This is a genomic window from Candidatus Gastranaerophilales bacterium, assembly GCA_028696075.1.
GTDB lineage: Bacteria > Cyanobacteriota > Vampirovibrionia > Gastranaerophilales > JAILCC01 > JAQVHS01.
Genome location: JAQVHS010000002.1, coordinates 24,647 through 37,600 on the forward strand (window position 1 = coordinate 24,647; position 12,954 = coordinate 37,600).

A 12,954-nucleotide genomic window follows, 5' to 3' on the forward strand; every position below is an offset into this window, starting at 1 on the left:
AGCTGTCATGCTGAACTTGTTTGACAAAGGGAACAGGCGAATTAATGGGTCTTGTGACCCTGTCTCCGCAGCGAAGCGAAGTGTCAGCATCTGTCCAATAGCCAAGTAGCCAAGTAGGTTGGGTTTTAACCCAACTACATAAGCTAATCCCAGCCTCTCAGCTTCCCGGCTTCCTAACTTCCTTAAGCTCTTCACCCCTTCACCTCTTAAGTTTCATCCCGGCCTCTCAGCTTCCCAGCTTCTTAGCCGCCAAGCTGCTTAACTTCTTGTAAGGCTGATTAGGTTTGTGTTAGAATTTCATTAGAGCAGGTTTTATGAGTTGGTTTTGAATACTTACATCGAAGTTTTAGAAAAAATTAAATCGGCACAAAATATCCTTTTGGTTTCGCATATAGGTCCCGATGGCGATACGGTTGCCTCGACTTTGGCTATGAATAAACTTATAAAGAAGAATTTTCCCGATAAAAATCCGGTTTTTGTTATACAGCATAAAATCCCTGATGTTTATACGTTTTTGCCCGGGATTGAAGATTGTATTTTAACAAACCATGAAGTTAAGGTTCATAAATTTGATTTGGCTATTGCGCTGGATTGTGCGACTTTGGACAGAATGGGTTATTTTGAAAAAATTTATAAAAAAGCGAATTTTACGATAAATCTTGACCATCATATAACAAACCCCCATTTTGCCGATATAAATATAGTAGAGGGGCATTTTTCAAGTACTGCGGAAGTCATTTATAAATTATTTGTTGAAAATAATCTTGAAATAGATAAAGAAACCGCCCTGTGTCTTTATACAGGCTTGCTCACGGATACAGGCGGATTTAGGTACTCAAATACCAATGAAGCGTCTTTTGAAGCTGCAAAACAATTGGTGTCTTTGGGCGCTAACCCTACTGAAATTTTTGAAAAATGTTATGAGCGCAAACCTAAGGAAATGCTTAAAATAGCTGCTTTTGCTGTTTATAGTGCTGTTTATGTTATGGATGATAAAATTTCTTACACTAAAATCGACAGGAAGATGCTCGAAGAGTTCAACGCAAAAGATGAACATTTGGAAGGAATTTCCGAGATTTTAAGACAGGAAAAAGACGTAGAGGTCAGCTTTGTTGTTAAAGAAACCGTTAAAAAAGAAGCAAAATTCAGCTTTCGCAGCAAACGTGTCGATGTTTCCCAAATTTGTGAATTTTTTGGCGGCGGCGGTCATAAACTGGCTGCAGGCTGTATTATCCAAAAAAGCTTAGATGAGGCGATAAACGATGTTTTACCGATTGTAAAATCACAGGTGAAAAAATGTTTATAAGATTGTGTAAATTGGTTTTTTCCGTGGCGGAGGCAAGCTTTAGAGATGATTTTTTGGGGAAAGCCGCCGAGATGGCATTTTATTCAATTTTTGCTTTTTTTCCGTTTTTGGTTTTTATGGTGGCTTTATACAGCGCTTTTGGGACCGAAGAACTTGTTACTCAAATCCTTAATTATTTTTCCGTGATTATACCTTCTGACGTTCACAACTATATAATAGTAATGCTTAGAGAGATTTTGCATAGTACAAATGCAACTGTTGCTTCTTTTACTTTTATTATTGCGATGGCAGTTGCTTCTAATGCAATGTTTACATTTATAAAAGGCTTAAACAAAGCCTATCACGTGGAAGAAACCCGCCCGCTTTGGTATACCAGGCTTTTATCGGTCATCCTTCTGTTTGTTACCGCTTTTGTCATTTTTTTGGGTATCAACGCGTTGGTTTTCGGTAAAATTATTTTTAACTTTATACTAAGTTTTGGCATTTTGCCTAAGCAGACAGTGTATTTTATTTCTTTTATACGCTGGCCTATTATATTTTTGGCGCTTTATGCCGTTATTTTTACAAACTATTATTTGATGCCTAATATTCATTACAATCCAAAAGCAAAGTTCTTTTCTACTATACCAGGGACTTTTTTCTTCTGCTTTGCCTGGATAATTTCTTCGTGGCTTTTTAGCGTTTATCTGAACCACTTTAATATGTACAGCAAGCTTTACGGGGCGTTGGCTGTGTTTGCAATATTTCTGATATGGCTTTATTATACGTCTTTTATCGTGCTTTTGGGCGGCGAAGTAAACTCTAAGTTTTATGACAAACTTAAAGATGAAGAAAGAATGCTTAATACTATTATATAAATTACTTAAGCGATGAAGTTCAAGCCGTATTTAGTAGCGCCAACCAATGGACATTCTCTTAAAAGTTGGTTTACTGTTTTAAATTGGGTACGTTTTGGTTTGTCAAAGCCTTTTTGGATGCTGCTTATATTGCTCTGGTACATATTTGCAACAGGGGCTATGTTTTTATATCTTAAATTGAATAAATCTGTACTTGTAGTATACATGCTCATCTCTCCGTTTAGTTTTTCTCTCTTACTTTAATAAAAACAAATAGTATATAAAAATTGCGTAAAAAGTATATACTATTTTAAAAAATGAATAAATGAAGAGTTTTTACTGTTATGTCTGGCGCAAATCCGCCGTCTTGAATTTTCAGGGTGTGGGGAAATGATGAATTTTCTCACACCTTACGGGGCTAGTCTTGCTTTGCAAGCCGTCGTCCTGCCGAAAATTCGCTTGAACAAAAAATATGTTTATGTTTTATTAAAATTTAAGTGCAAGAATTGTAATTGTGTACTTGACATTAAGTCATGTCCTTTATACGATTAAGTTTCAAGCACTACGCCGGTGTAGCTCAATGGTAGAGCAACGGTTTTGTAAACCGTAGGTTGCGGGTTCGAGTCCCATCACCGGCTAGCTCTTATAAACAGCACATTTACAACTTTATACGGGTAGGTGGCCGAGTGGTTAAAGGCGGCAGACTGTAAATCTGCTCACGTGAGTGTACGCTGGTTCGAACCCAGCCCTGCCCAAATTAATTGATTGCTCGCCTGGCATGCCTATGTGGCGCAGGGGTAGCGCATTCCCTTGGTAAGGGAAAGGTCACGGGTTCAAATCCCGTCATGGGCTAATATAGAGCGAAATTCAACCTTATATTGTAGATACTTAACAAAGGAGAAACAAAATGGCACGTGCAAAATTTGAACGTACAAAGCCACACGTTAACGTTGGAACAGTTGGTCACGTTGACCACGGTAAAACAACTTTAACTGCGGCTATTACAAGTACTATGGCAGCAGCAGGTAAAGCAGAAGCTAAGAAATTCGACGAAATCGATGCTGCTCCTGAAGAAAAAGCCAGAGGTATAACAATTTCAACTTCTCACGTTGAATATGAAACAGATGCCAGACACTATGCCCACGTTGACTGTCCCGGTCACGCGGACTATGTAAAAAACATGATTACAGGTGCTGCACAAATGGATGGAGCTATCTTGGTTGTAGCTGCAACTGACGGTTCTATGCCTCAAACAAAAGAACATATCCTGCTTGCAAGACAAGTTGGTGTACCTCAATTAGTTGTGTTCATGAACAAATGCGACATGGTTGACGATGAAGAATTATTGGAACTTGTTGAAATGGAATTGAGAGAAGACTTGTCAAAATATGAATTTGACGGTGATAATGTTCCTTTCATTAAAGGTTCTGCTTTGAAAGCGTTGGAAGCAGTTGTTGCTAATCCAAAAATTCAAAGAGGCGAAGATAAATGGGTCGATAAAATTTGGGAATTGATGGATGCTATCGATACTTACATCCCAACTCCTGAAAGACAAATAGACCAACCATTCTTGATGCCGGTTGAAGATGTATTCTCTATCACAGGTAGGGGTACTGTTGCAACAGGAAGAGTAGAACGTGGTAAAGTTAAAGTTGGTGAAGAAGTTGAAATCGTTGGTTTTGGCGAAACTAAAAAATGTGTAGTTACCGGTGTTGAAATGTTCAGAAAACAACTGGACGAAGGTATGGCTGGTGATAACATTGGTGCATTGCTTCGTGGTGTTGGTAAAGAAGACATCGAAAGAGGCCAGGTATTGGCAAAACCGGGTTCGATTAAACCCCACACTAAATTTACGGCAAACGTTTACGTTTTAACAAAAGAAGAAGGCGGAAGACACACTCCTTTCTTCCCCGGTTATAGACCACAATTCTATATCAGAACGACAGACGTTACCGGTTCAATCAAATTCGAAGGCGAAATGGTAATGCCTGGCGATAACGTAGTTATGGAAGTTGAACTTATCGCTCCTGTAGCTATTGAAGCAGGTATGAGATTTGCAATTCGTGAAGGCGGTCGTACCGTTGGAGCCGGAGTTGTAGATAAAATTATTGCTTAAGGTATAATTAACAAAGCGAGGGGTTATTCCCTCGCTTGTTAATACAAAAACGTACCAAGGGCGCACATGGTAGTAAAATTTTAAAGGAAAAAGAACAGTTATGAGTACTAAGCAACAAAGAATAAGAGTTTGCTTAAAGGCATATGATCACAGACTTATCGATGCTTCTGCCGAAAAAATTATTGATACGGCAAAAAGAATTGATGCAAAAGTCGCAGGTCCTATACCGTTACCGACAAGACGTCGTATTTTCTGTGTTTTGAGATCACCTCACGTGAACAAAAAATCAAGAGAACACTTTGAAATACGTACGCACAAAAGAATAATCGATATATATCCTTCAAATACAAATACTGAAGAATTATTCAGATTAGATCTTCCTGCCGGCGTAGACATCGAAGTTAAATTATAAATTTTGCGAAAAGGGGCTGCTGGGCAGTGGGGCGGCTCGAGGCTGTCGATGCTGTGGCGATAGATAGTTAACAAAGTGGGGTGGCGAGGCTGCGGAACACGGCGACAGCTGGCAGTAGTGCAGCGGAACGGTGGCAAACGAACCAAATCCCCTCAATTCGTAAGATTTTATAGGATATATATCCAAAAAATAAATAAGGTATTGCATTTTATATTTTTGTAATACAATAAATACAAGACAGCATCTGGCAATTGTTTGCTTTTGAAAATTTAATAGCTAATTTTCGGCGGGGCGCCGAGTGAGGCAGAGCCGAACCCAGCCCGTGAGTCGTGTGGAAACGATGAGTTTTTCGACGACCCGAAAATGCAAGACAACGATTGAATGTGATCTACGGTTACGCTAAAAGTGCGTAATTAGGTTTTCAGATGTTTAAATTAGCGTAGCGCTCACAAAGAAAGAGGAAAAACATGACTCTAGGAGTAATAGGAAAAAAACTAGGCATGACTCAAGTTTATGATGAAAAAGGCTTGGTCATCCCGGTTACGGTGGTTCAAGTAGCCCCCCTAACCGTTACACAGGTTAAAACCGTTGATACGGACGGTTATAGTGCTGTTCAAGTCGGAACATGCGCTTGTAAAGATAAAAGATTAACAAGACCTCAAATTAACCATTTGAAGAAAAATAACTTACCCGCATTGAGCTTACTTAAGGAATTCAGAGTTCCTGATGCAAGTGCTTACAATGTGGGTGATTCTGTTGATTTGAGTATTTTAGAAGGTGTAGCAAAGGTTGATGTTACAGCTAAATCAATAGGTAAAGGTTTTCAAGGTACCGTAAAAAGATATAACTTCTCAAGAGGACCTATGGCTCACGGTTCAAAAAACCACAGAGCGCCCGGTTCAATCGGAGCAGGTACTACCCCGAGCCGTGTTGTCAAAGGTAAAAAGATGGCAGGCAACATGGGTAATGAACAGGTTACCGTTACAAAGTTAAAAGTTGTAAAGGTTGATACCGATAAGAACATTATCTTAATTAAAGGTTCAATCCCCGGACCTGAAGGCAAAATGGTTACGATTAAACCGTCAAGAACAAAATGGAACTAATTCTTTAAAGGAATATAAAAATGTCAAAACAATTAACATTACATAGCAGCAACGGAAGTCAACTGGGTCAAATAGACTTGGAAGATAAAGTATTCGGCGTTGAGCCTAATATTCATCTTATGCACCTTGCGCTAAGAAGACAATTAAATAATGCAAGAGCAGGCAGTGCCAATTCAAAAACCCGTGCAGAAGTGCGCGGAGGCGGTAAAAAGCCTTGGAAACAAAAAGGTACAGGCAGAGCAAGAGCAGGCAGTTTGAGAAGCCCTCTTTTTGAAGGCGGCGGAGTTATCTTCGGACCTAAACCCAGAGATTATTCCTTCAAAATGCCGGTTAAAGCACGCAGATTGGCGTTAAGATCAGCTTTATCTTCAAAACTGGACAACACTTTGGTTATCAAAGATTTCTCGGCTTTAACCCAACCTAAAACTAAGGACTTCAATAATATATTGGCTTCTTTAAAAGTTGAAGGAAAGATATTAATAATAGCCGATACAAAACAACAAGAAAATCAACATCTGGAATTGGCGGCAAGAAATCTTCCTAACGTTAAAATAATAATCCCTTCCAACATAAACGTAAAAGATATATTGGAAGCAGCAAGTGTTGTTATTACTGAATCTTCGATAGCTGAAATAACAGAGAGGTTGATGAAATAATGAGTAAGTCTAAAACAAATACAGAAAGATTATATGACATTATCAAAAAACCTATCATAACAGATAAGTCACATAATGCCGTAGAAAAGTACGGACAATATACTTTTGAAGTAACAAAAGAAGCAACAAAAGTGGAAATCAAACAAGCAATTGAATTGATTTTCCCGGGTAGAAAAGTAAAAGCGGTTAAAACCGTTTACATGCCCAGTCACGAAAAAAGATTAGGATTAAAACAAGGCAGAACTGATTCCGGTAAAAAGGCTATAGTTACTATCGTTGGAGATCCAATCGAAGAGTTAATAGGAGCATAAATCATGGCAATTCGTAAAATAAATCCAACTTCTCCGGGTCAAAGAGGCATGTCTCGTTTTGAATTTGACGAGATTACAACAGATAAACCCGAGAAATCATTACTTGAGCCTATTAAAAAGCAAGCCGGCAGAAACAACACAGGCAAAATTACCTGCAGACACAAAGGCGGCGGACATAAAAGAGCTTACAGGAAAATTGATTTCAAAAGAGATAAATTTAATGTTCCGGGAACAGTGAAAACTGTTGAGTATGACCCGAACAGAAACGTTAGAATATCTTTGGTATTCTATGCAGATGGTGAAAAAAGATATATTTTAACCCCGCAACAATTAAATGTTGGTGATGTTATTGTATCAGGACCTGATGCGGAAATTAAAGTAGGAAACGCTCTTCCATTATATGCAATTCCACTTGGTACTATTGTGCATAACATAGAGATGAAACCTAACAAGGGTGCGCAGTTAGTAAGAAGTGCCGGCGGCGGCGCTCAGGTAATGGCAAAAGAAGGTGAATTCGTTACTTTGAAGTTGCCAAGCTCAGAAATGAGAATGGTTAACAAAAATTGTATCGCTACAATCGGTACTTTGGGAAATGAAGAAGCCAAAAACATTTCTTTAGGTAAAGCAGGACGCACTCGTCACTTAGGTATCAAGCCTACAGTGAGGGGGGTTGTAATGAACCCTGTAGATCACCCTCACGGTGGCGGCGAAGGTAAAACTTCAACAGGCGGACCTCCTCAAACACCTTGGGGTAAACCTGCACTTGGTTATAGAACTAGACGTAATAAACAATCTGACCAATATATAGTCAGAAGACGTAAATAAGGAGAATTAGATGGCTCGTTCACTAAAAAAAGGTCCATTCGTTCACGAATCGTTAATGAAAAAAATAGAAAAAATGAATGATGTAGGCGATAAGAAAGTAATCAAAACTTGGTCGAGAGCGTCTATGATTATTCCTGAGATGTTAGGACACACAATCGCAGTACACAACGGAAAAACACACGTTCCTATATATGTTACAGAACAAATGATTGGTCATAGACTCGGCGAATTTGCACCGACAAGATTTTTCAGGGGTCATGCCGGTCAAGACAAAACAGCGAAAAGGAAATAGACATGGAAGCAAAGGCTAAACAATCAAATATTAAAATGCCCGCAAGAAAAATTCGCAGGGTGATAAACGTAGTTAGAGGCAAAGATGTTAACGAAGCCTCCAGAATCCTTCGTTTTATGCCGTATGCCGCAGCAAGAGTAGTTGAAAAAAATCTTAAAGACGCTATTGCTAACGCATCTCAAAAAGGGCTTGCTGCAGATACACTGTTTGTATCAGAAATATTTGCAGATGAAGGCATAACTTACAAAAGAGCAAGATGCAGAGCTCAAGGTCGTATGTACAGAAGACTGAAAAGAACTTCTCATTTGACCATCAAGCTTGCAATGGTAGAGAAATAGGAGGCGGACCATTGGGACAAAAGACACATCCAACCGGATTTAGAATAGGAATCATTAAACCTTGGCTTAGTTCTTGGTACGCTAAAAAATCAGAATACCCTGAATTTTTGGCGGAAGACGCTAAGATAAGAAAATATGTTAAAAAGAAACTTTATGCTGCCGGCATAAGCAGAATATTGATAGCAAGAAAATCTCAAAACGTTATTATCACGGTAGTAGCGGCGAAGCCCGGTATTATAGTGGGCAGAGGCGGACAAGGTATTGATGAATTGAGAAATGATGTTTCAAAATTAATTAATAAAAGAGTTCAAATTGATATCGTTGAAGTAGCTAAAATTGATGCTGATGCGCAATTAGTATCAGAAGCAATTGCACAACAGCTTGAAAAAAGGGTTGCGTTCAGAAGAGCTATGAAAATGGCTATGCAGCGTACCATGAGAGCCGGTGTTGAAGGAATAAAAGTTGCCGTTTCAGGACGTTTAGGCGGTGCGGAAATCGCAAGAACAGAATGGGCGAAAGAAGGCAGAATTCCTCTTCAAACACTTAGAGCTGATATAGACTACGGTTTTGCTCAAGCTGATACAACAATGGGTATCATTGGTGTAAAAGTTTGGGTTTTCAAAAGCATTATCCTTCCGGGAGAAAGAGCTGATGAAAATATAAAAGCAAAATCATCACATAATAACGCTCCGGCTGGTGCTGCGGATCGTGAAGAAAGAGCAAAAAGACGCTCAAGAGCACCAAGAAAAAGCGAATAGTACATTAAATATAATTAGGAGCAATTAAAATGTTAATGCCCAAAAAAACAAAATATCGTAAGCAGATGAGAGGACGTATGTCAGGTACCGAAACTCGCGGTGTAAACCTTGAGTTTGGCGAATTAGGTCTTCAAACAACCGAACCTGCTTGGATTACAAGCCGCCAAATTGAGGCTGCAAGAAGAGCAATGACTCGTTCCATCAAAAGGGGCGGTCAGGTTTGGATAAAAATCTTCCCTGATAAACCTGTTACTGCACAAGCTGCAGAAACTCGTATGGGTTCAGGCAAAGGAAGCGTTGAATACTGGGTTGCCGTGGTCAAACCGGGCAGAGTTCTTTTTGAACTCGGCGGCGTTTCTAAAGAAGTAGGAACAAAAGCGTTGCTGTTGGCTGCGCAAAAACTTCCTGTATTGACAAGAATAATAGAAAAGTAGTGGTGATAACTATGAAATTAGAAGAAATGCGTGAAAAGTCAATAGTGGAACTAAAAGAAGAGGTAGTTTCTTTGAAGAAAAAGTTATTCGAATTGAGAATGGCAAAAGCTCTTCAAAAAAACGATGACCCTTCATTGGTTTCCAAAACTAAAAAACAAATCGCACAAATTAAAACAATCATAAGTGAAAAAGAGTTAGCAAATTAAGAGGTTATAAAAAGTGCCTAAGAAACAAAAAACGGGTGTAGTAATCAGCAATAAAAACGACCAAACGGTTGTTGTCAGTGTTCCTGAATACAGACCTCACCCAAAATACAAAAAAATCATAGAACAAAACAAGAACTATGTAGCAGCTGATTTTACCAACGAATGCAATGAGGGTGATAAAGTTCTCATTCAGGAAAGTAAACCAATCAGCAAAACTAAAAGGTGGAGTGTTGTAGAAATTGTGGAAAAAGCAAAATAGCTTTTGGAACAAGGATCTACTAAATAGACAATCAAACAAGGAAAATCAACAATGATTCAACAAGAAACAAGATTGAAAGTAGCAGATAACACAGGTGCAAAACAATTGCTTTGCATAAGAGTACTCGGCAGTTCTAACCGTCGTTACGCTTCTGTTGGTGATGTTATTGTAGCTTCTGTTAAAGATGCGGCTCCGAATATGCCTGTTAAAAAAGGTGATGTTGTTAAAGCTGTAGTTGTTAGGACTAAAGCCAGTCTTAAACGACAAGACGGCAGTGTAATTCGTTTCGATGAAAACGCAGCCGTTATCATTAACAAAGATGGTAACCCTACAGGTACTCGTGTATTCGGACCGGTAGCCCGTGAGCTTAGGGAAAAGAACTATATGAAAATAGTTTCTTTGGCTCCGGAAGTAATTTAGGAGTAGTTAAGCCATGGCAAAAGAAAAAATTAAACATAAAATGCATGTTAAAACCGGCGACAGAGTATGTGTTATCGCAGGTAAAGACAAAGGTAAAATCGGTGTTATTAAAAAAGTTATAACCGCTGATAATAAAGTAATAGTGGAAGGCTTAAATCTTGTAACAAAAGCAAGAAAAGCAAATCCTATGCTCGGCGTAAAAGGCGGATTGGAAAAAATCGAAGCTCCAATAGCCGTTTCAAATGTTATGATTTGCTGTCCTGTGACAGAACAACCGACAAGGATCAAGCACGAAGTCGTAAACGGCAAAAAAACACGTGTTTGTAAAAAAAGTGGTGAACAATTAGACGCATAAGGATTAAAAAAAATGACGTTAACTAAAAATTTAAAGAAAAAATATGTGGAAGATGTCATTCCTGCTTTGAAAAACAAGTATGAATACAAAAATGTGCATCAAATCCCAAAATTGGAAAAAGTTGTAATCAACATGGGTGTTGGCGAAGCTGTTCAGAACGCTAAAATTTTGGACGGTGCGGTTGAAGAACTGACTAAAATTTCAGCCCAAAAGCCCGTTGTTACCCGTGCTAAAAAATCTATCGCTTCTTATAAATTGAGAGCAGGTATGCCAATCGGCTGCATGGTTACTCTCAGAGGCGAAAGAATGTACGATTTCCTTCAAAAGCTAATCAACGTTACTCTTCCAAGAATTCGTGACTTCAGAGGAGTAAGCGAAAAAAGTTTTGACGGCAGAGGTAATTATTCTTTAGGGATTAAAGAACAGCTTTTATTCCCTGAAATTAAATATGATGATGTTAGTGTGGTTAAAGGGATGAATATTTCTATCATTACTTCAGCCAATACTGATGAAGAGGCGCTTGCCCTTTTAAAAGAGCTTGGAATGCCTTTCAAAAAGAAAAAAGAAGTTAAAGAAAGTAACTAAATTCTTATAAAGGAGAAAAACATTGGCTAAAAAAGCAATGATAGAAAAAGAACAGACCAGAGAAGAACTTGCAGCAAAAGGCAAATACCCAAAAGTAAGGTTGCATAACCGTTGCAGTATCTGTGGTCGTCCGCATGGATTCCACAGAGATTTCGGTCTTTGCAGAATTCATTTGAGAGAAATGGCTCACAGAGGGTTGTTACCCGGTGTAACTAAATCCAGCTGGTAGTGTCAACGGGTTCAGAATAAACTCCCCGAAGTAATCCGGCTAACGCTCAGAATGACAATAAATGGATTGCCGCGGGCTTTGCACCCTCGCAATGGTAATAAATAAAAATCCAAAAGACAGAACAATAAGGTGAAAAAATGAATACAGATCCAATAGCAGATATGTTAACAAGAATCAGAAATGCAAATATTGCAAAGCATTCTGATGTCCAAATTCCCTGTTCAAACTTAAAGCTTGAATTAGCAAAACTTCTTCAATCAGAAGGATTTATTTCAGGTTATGAAGTTTGTGATGCGGAAAAATTCAAAATGATAAAAGTTGCTCTTAAATATGATGATGCGGGACTTCCTGTTATCACTAATTTAAGAAGAGTTAGCCGCCCGGGTTTGAGAGATTACAAAAAATCCAAAAAACTTCCAAAAGTTATGGATGGGCTTGGCATTGCTATCATTTCCACAAGCAAAGGACTTTTAACCGACAGAAAAGCTAAAAAAGAAAATGTCGGCGGCGAAGTTCTATGCTACGTTTGGTAGCGGATTTTCGGCAGGGCGCCGAGTGAGGCGAAAGCCGAACCCAGCCCGTAAGTCGGAGGTAAACGAAGAGTTTTCCGACGACCCGAAAATACAAGACAGCGGATTTTCGGCAGGGCGCCGAGTGAGGCGAAAGCCGGACCCAGCCCGTAAGTCGGAGGTAAACGAAGAGTTTTCCGGCGACCCGAAAATCCAAGGTAATCCAAAGTAATACAAGACAACGCAAGATAAAAATAGTATAAACCGCAAGGTTGAAAACCCGCCCTGAGCGTTTCAGGTACGGAAATATTGGCAAAAAGGAGAAAGAAAATGTCAAGAATAGGCAAAAAACCGGTGGAAATTCCTTCCGGAGTTGAAGTTACAATTTCAGGTAATGTTATTACGGCAAAAGGTCCTTTGGGGCAGGAATGTGTTGAAGTAAGACCTGAAATTACTATAGAAAAACAAGACAACATTCTTGTTATCAGTAGAAAAGATGATTCAAGAGAAGCAAGAAGCTTTCACGGATTGTACAGAACATTGATTAATAACCTTGTAGTCGGTGTTAAAGACGGGTTTGTGAAAAATCTTGAAATCAACGGTGTTGGCTACAGAGTAGCAAAAGCAGGGAAAGATTTAGACTTTCAATTAGGCTGTTCTCACCCTGTAAAAGTTTTAGCGCCGGAAGGTGTTGAATTCATCGTTGAAGGTACCAACAAGATTACCGTTAAAGGAAGAAATAAACAGGTGGTTGGTGATGTAGCAGCTGAAATCAGAAGCAAACGTCCTTCTGAAGTTTATAAAGGTAAGGGTATCAAATATGCCGGCGAACACATCAGAAGAAAAGCCGGTAAGACAGGTAAAAAGTAGCGGATTTTCGGTAGGGCGCCGAGTGAGGCGAAAGCCGAACCCAGCCCGTAAGTCGGAGGTAAATGAAGAGTTTTCCGACGACCCGAAAATACAAGACAGCGGATTTTCGGTAGGGCGCCGAGTGAGGCGAAAGC

General features: G+C 39.2%; 21 protein-coding genes and 3 tRNA genes. 23 read left to right on the plus strand and 1 reads right to left on the minus strand.

Annotated elements, in window-relative coordinates:
* Positions 1–325 precede the first annotated feature (325 nt).
* Both PHX18_01505 and PHX18_01510 read left to right on the plus strand, forming a co-directional pair.
* Positions 326–1,306, plus strand: a complete 981-nt coding sequence (locus PHX18_01505; GenBank protein ID MDD3593284.1) for a bifunctional oligoribonuclease/PAP phosphatase NrnA — start codon at positions 326–328, stop codon at positions 1,304–1,306.
* On the plus strand, positions 1,297–2,163 hold the full coding sequence (locus PHX18_01510) for a YihY/virulence factor BrkB family protein (protein ID MDD3593285.1): 867 nt from the start codon (positions 1,297–1,299) through the stop codon (positions 2,161–2,163). Before PHX18_01505 ends, PHX18_01510 begins: the two co-directional genes overlap by 10 nt.
* A 5-nt stretch (positions 2,164–2,168) precedes the next feature.
* On the opposite strand, the gene PHX18_01515 is transcribed toward PHX18_01510, so the two are convergent.
* A complete protein-coding gene (locus tag PHX18_01515; protein ID MDD3593286.1) occupies positions 2,169–2,369 on the minus strand; it encodes a hypothetical protein in 201 nt (66 codons plus the stop codon).
* 339 nt (positions 2,370–2,708) lie between these two features.
* Between PHX18_01515 and PHX18_01520 the strand changes: the two genes are divergently transcribed.
* The 21 genes from PHX18_01520 (at position 2,709) to rplF (ending at position 12,820) form a co-directional block, all read left to right on the plus strand.
* Positions 2,709–2,780, plus strand: a tRNA-Thr gene (locus PHX18_01520).
* A gap of 34 nt (positions 2,781–2,814) precedes the next feature.
* Positions 2,815–2,897: transfer RNA gene (locus tag PHX18_01525), tRNA-Tyr, on the plus strand.
* Between the two features lie 25 nt (positions 2,898–2,922).
* A tRNA-Thr gene (locus tag PHX18_01530) sits at positions 2,923–2,994 on the plus strand.
* Positions 2,995–3,049: 55 nt separating this feature from the next.
* Positions 3,050–4,258: an elongation factor Tu gene (gene tuf / locus PHX18_01535; protein MDD3593287.1), complete on the plus strand. Its 1,209-nt coding sequence runs from the start codon at positions 3,050–3,052 to the stop codon at positions 4,256–4,258.
* A gap of 100 nt (positions 4,259–4,358) precedes the next feature.
* Positions 4,359–4,670 carry a 30S ribosomal protein S10 gene (gene rpsJ / locus PHX18_01540; GenBank protein ID MDD3593288.1) on the plus strand — a complete coding sequence of 104 codons (312 nt, stop codon included), beginning with the start codon at positions 4,359–4,361 and terminating at the stop codon, positions 4,668–4,670.
* A 467-nt stretch (positions 4,671–5,137) separates the two neighbouring features.
* On the plus strand, positions 5,138–5,773 hold the full coding sequence (gene rplC, locus PHX18_01545) for a 50S ribosomal protein L3 (protein MDD3593289.1): 636 nt from the start codon (positions 5,138–5,140) through the stop codon (positions 5,771–5,773).
* A 20-nt stretch (positions 5,774–5,793) separates the two neighbouring features.
* Positions 5,794–6,429: a 50S ribosomal protein L4 gene (rplD, locus tag PHX18_01550; GenBank protein MDD3593290.1), complete on the plus strand. Its 636-nt coding sequence runs from the start codon at positions 5,794–5,796 to the stop codon at positions 6,427–6,429.
* On the plus strand, positions 6,429–6,740 hold the full coding sequence (gene rplW, locus PHX18_01555; GenBank protein ID MDD3593291.1) for a 50S ribosomal protein L23: 312 nt from the start codon (positions 6,429–6,431) through the stop codon (positions 6,738–6,740). Before rplD ends, rplW begins: the two co-directional genes overlap by 1 nt.
* Positions 6,741–6,743: 3 nt before the next feature.
* Positions 6,744–7,565 (plus strand): 50S ribosomal protein L2, encoded by an 822-nt coding sequence (rplB, locus tag PHX18_01560; protein MDD3593292.1) that lies wholly within the window; start codon positions 6,744–6,746, stop codon positions 7,563–7,565.
* Positions 7,566–7,575: 10 nt separating this feature from the next.
* A complete protein-coding gene (gene rpsS, locus PHX18_01565) occupies positions 7,576–7,857 on the plus strand; it encodes a 30S ribosomal protein S19 (GenBank protein ID MDD3593293.1) in 282 nt (93 codons plus the stop codon).
* A gap of 2 nt (positions 7,858–7,859) precedes the next feature.
* Positions 7,860–8,195: a 50S ribosomal protein L22 gene (gene rplV / locus PHX18_01570; GenBank protein ID MDD3593294.1), complete on the plus strand. Its 336-nt coding sequence runs from the start codon at positions 7,860–7,862 to the stop codon at positions 8,193–8,195.
* Positions 8,196–8,206: 11 nt separating this feature from the next.
* Positions 8,207–8,953 carry a 30S ribosomal protein S3 gene (gene rpsC, locus PHX18_01575; GenBank protein ID MDD3593295.1) on the plus strand — a complete coding sequence of 249 codons (747 nt, stop codon included), beginning with the start codon at positions 8,207–8,209 and terminating at the stop codon, positions 8,951–8,953.
* 29 nt (positions 8,954–8,982) lie between these two features.
* Positions 8,983–9,387 (plus strand): 50S ribosomal protein L16, encoded by a 405-nt coding sequence (gene rplP / locus PHX18_01580; protein ID MDD3593296.1) that lies wholly within the window; start codon positions 8,983–8,985, stop codon positions 9,385–9,387.
* A gap of 11 nt (positions 9,388–9,398) precedes the next feature.
* A complete protein-coding gene (gene rpmC / locus PHX18_01585; GenBank protein MDD3593297.1) occupies positions 9,399–9,593 on the plus strand; it encodes a 50S ribosomal protein L29 in 195 nt (64 codons plus the stop codon).
* Positions 9,594–9,606: 13 nt separating this feature from the next.
* The gene (rpsQ, locus tag PHX18_01590; GenBank protein MDD3593298.1) at positions 9,607–9,852 is read left to right on the plus strand and encodes a 30S ribosomal protein S17; all 246 of its coding nucleotides are present in this window, start codon (positions 9,607–9,609) and stop codon (positions 9,850–9,852) included.
* Between the two features lie 51 nt (positions 9,853–9,903).
* On the plus strand, positions 9,904–10,272 hold the full coding sequence (rplN, locus tag PHX18_01595) for a 50S ribosomal protein L14 (protein ID MDD3593299.1): 369 nt from the start codon (positions 9,904–9,906) through the stop codon (positions 10,270–10,272).
* A 40-nt stretch (positions 10,273–10,312) separates the two neighbouring features.
* Positions 10,313–10,627, plus strand: a complete 315-nt coding sequence (gene rplX, locus PHX18_01600; protein ID MDD3593300.1) for a 50S ribosomal protein L24 — start codon at positions 10,313–10,315, stop codon at positions 10,625–10,627.
* 12 nt (positions 10,628–10,639) lie between these two features.
* A complete protein-coding gene (gene rplE / locus PHX18_01605) occupies positions 10,640–11,212 on the plus strand; it encodes a 50S ribosomal protein L5 (protein MDD3593301.1) in 573 nt (190 codons plus the stop codon).
* 22 nt (positions 11,213–11,234) lie between these two features.
* Complete coding sequence (locus PHX18_01610) at positions 11,235–11,441, plus strand: type Z 30S ribosomal protein S14 (protein MDD3593302.1); 207 nt, start codon at positions 11,235–11,237, stop codon at positions 11,439–11,441.
* A gap of 137 nt (positions 11,442–11,578) precedes the next feature.
* Complete coding sequence (gene rpsH, locus PHX18_01615; protein MDD3593303.1) at positions 11,579–11,974, plus strand: 30S ribosomal protein S8; 396 nt, start codon at positions 11,579–11,581, stop codon at positions 11,972–11,974.
* Between the two features lie 306 nt (positions 11,975–12,280).
* Positions 12,281–12,820, plus strand: a complete 540-nt coding sequence (gene rplF, locus PHX18_01620; GenBank protein MDD3593304.1) for a 50S ribosomal protein L6 — start codon at positions 12,281–12,283, stop codon at positions 12,818–12,820.
* Positions 12,821–12,954 lie beyond the last annotated feature (134 nt).

Excerpts from the sequence above, each read along its gene's own strand:
- PHX18_01510 (MDD3593285.1), top strand. The coding sequence starts at position 1,297 with ATGTTTATAAGATTGTGTAAATTGGTTTTTTCCGTGGCGGAGGCAAGC.
- PHX18_01515 (MDD3593286.1), bottom strand. The coding sequence starts at position 2,369 with ATGTATACTACAAGTACAGATTTATTCAATTTAAGATATAAAAACATA.
- tuf (MDD3593287.1), top strand. The coding sequence starts at position 3,050 with ATGGCACGTGCAAAATTTGAACGTACAAAGCCACACGTTAACGTTGGA.
- rpsJ (MDD3593288.1), top strand. The coding sequence starts at position 4,359 with ATGAGTACTAAGCAACAAAGAATAAGAGTTTGCTTAAAGGCATATGAT.
- rplC (MDD3593289.1), top strand. The coding sequence starts at position 5,138 with ATGACTCTAGGAGTAATAGGAAAAAAACTAGGCATGACTCAAGTTTAT.
- rplD (MDD3593290.1), top strand. The coding sequence starts at position 5,794 with ATGTCAAAACAATTAACATTACATAGCAGCAACGGAAGTCAACTGGGT.
- rplW (MDD3593291.1), top strand. The coding sequence starts at position 6,429 with ATGAGTAAGTCTAAAACAAATACAGAAAGATTATATGACATTATCAAA.
- rplB (MDD3593292.1), top strand. The coding sequence starts at position 6,744 with ATGGCAATTCGTAAAATAAATCCAACTTCTCCGGGTCAAAGAGGCATG.
- rpsS (MDD3593293.1), top strand. The coding sequence starts at position 7,576 with ATGGCTCGTTCACTAAAAAAAGGTCCATTCGTTCACGAATCGTTAATG.
- rplV (MDD3593294.1), top strand. The coding sequence starts at position 7,860 with ATGGAAGCAAAGGCTAAACAATCAAATATTAAAATGCCCGCAAGAAAA.
- rplP (MDD3593296.1), top strand. The coding sequence starts at position 8,983 with ATGTTAATGCCCAAAAAAACAAAATATCGTAAGCAGATGAGAGGACGT.
- rpmC (MDD3593297.1), top strand. The coding sequence starts at position 9,399 with ATGAAATTAGAAGAAATGCGTGAAAAGTCAATAGTGGAACTAAAAGAA.
- rplN (MDD3593299.1), top strand. The coding sequence starts at position 9,904 with ATGATTCAACAAGAAACAAGATTGAAAGTAGCAGATAACACAGGTGCA.
- rplX (MDD3593300.1), top strand. The coding sequence starts at position 10,313 with ATGCATGTTAAAACCGGCGACAGAGTATGTGTTATCGCAGGTAAAGAC.
- rplE (MDD3593301.1), top strand. The coding sequence starts at position 10,640 with ATGACGTTAACTAAAAATTTAAAGAAAAAATATGTGGAAGATGTCATT.
- rpsH (MDD3593303.1), top strand. The coding sequence starts at position 11,579 with ATGAATACAGATCCAATAGCAGATATGTTAACAAGAATCAGAAATGCA.
- rplF (MDD3593304.1), top strand. The coding sequence starts at position 12,281 with ATGTCAAGAATAGGCAAAAAACCGGTGGAAATTCCTTCCGGAGTTGAA.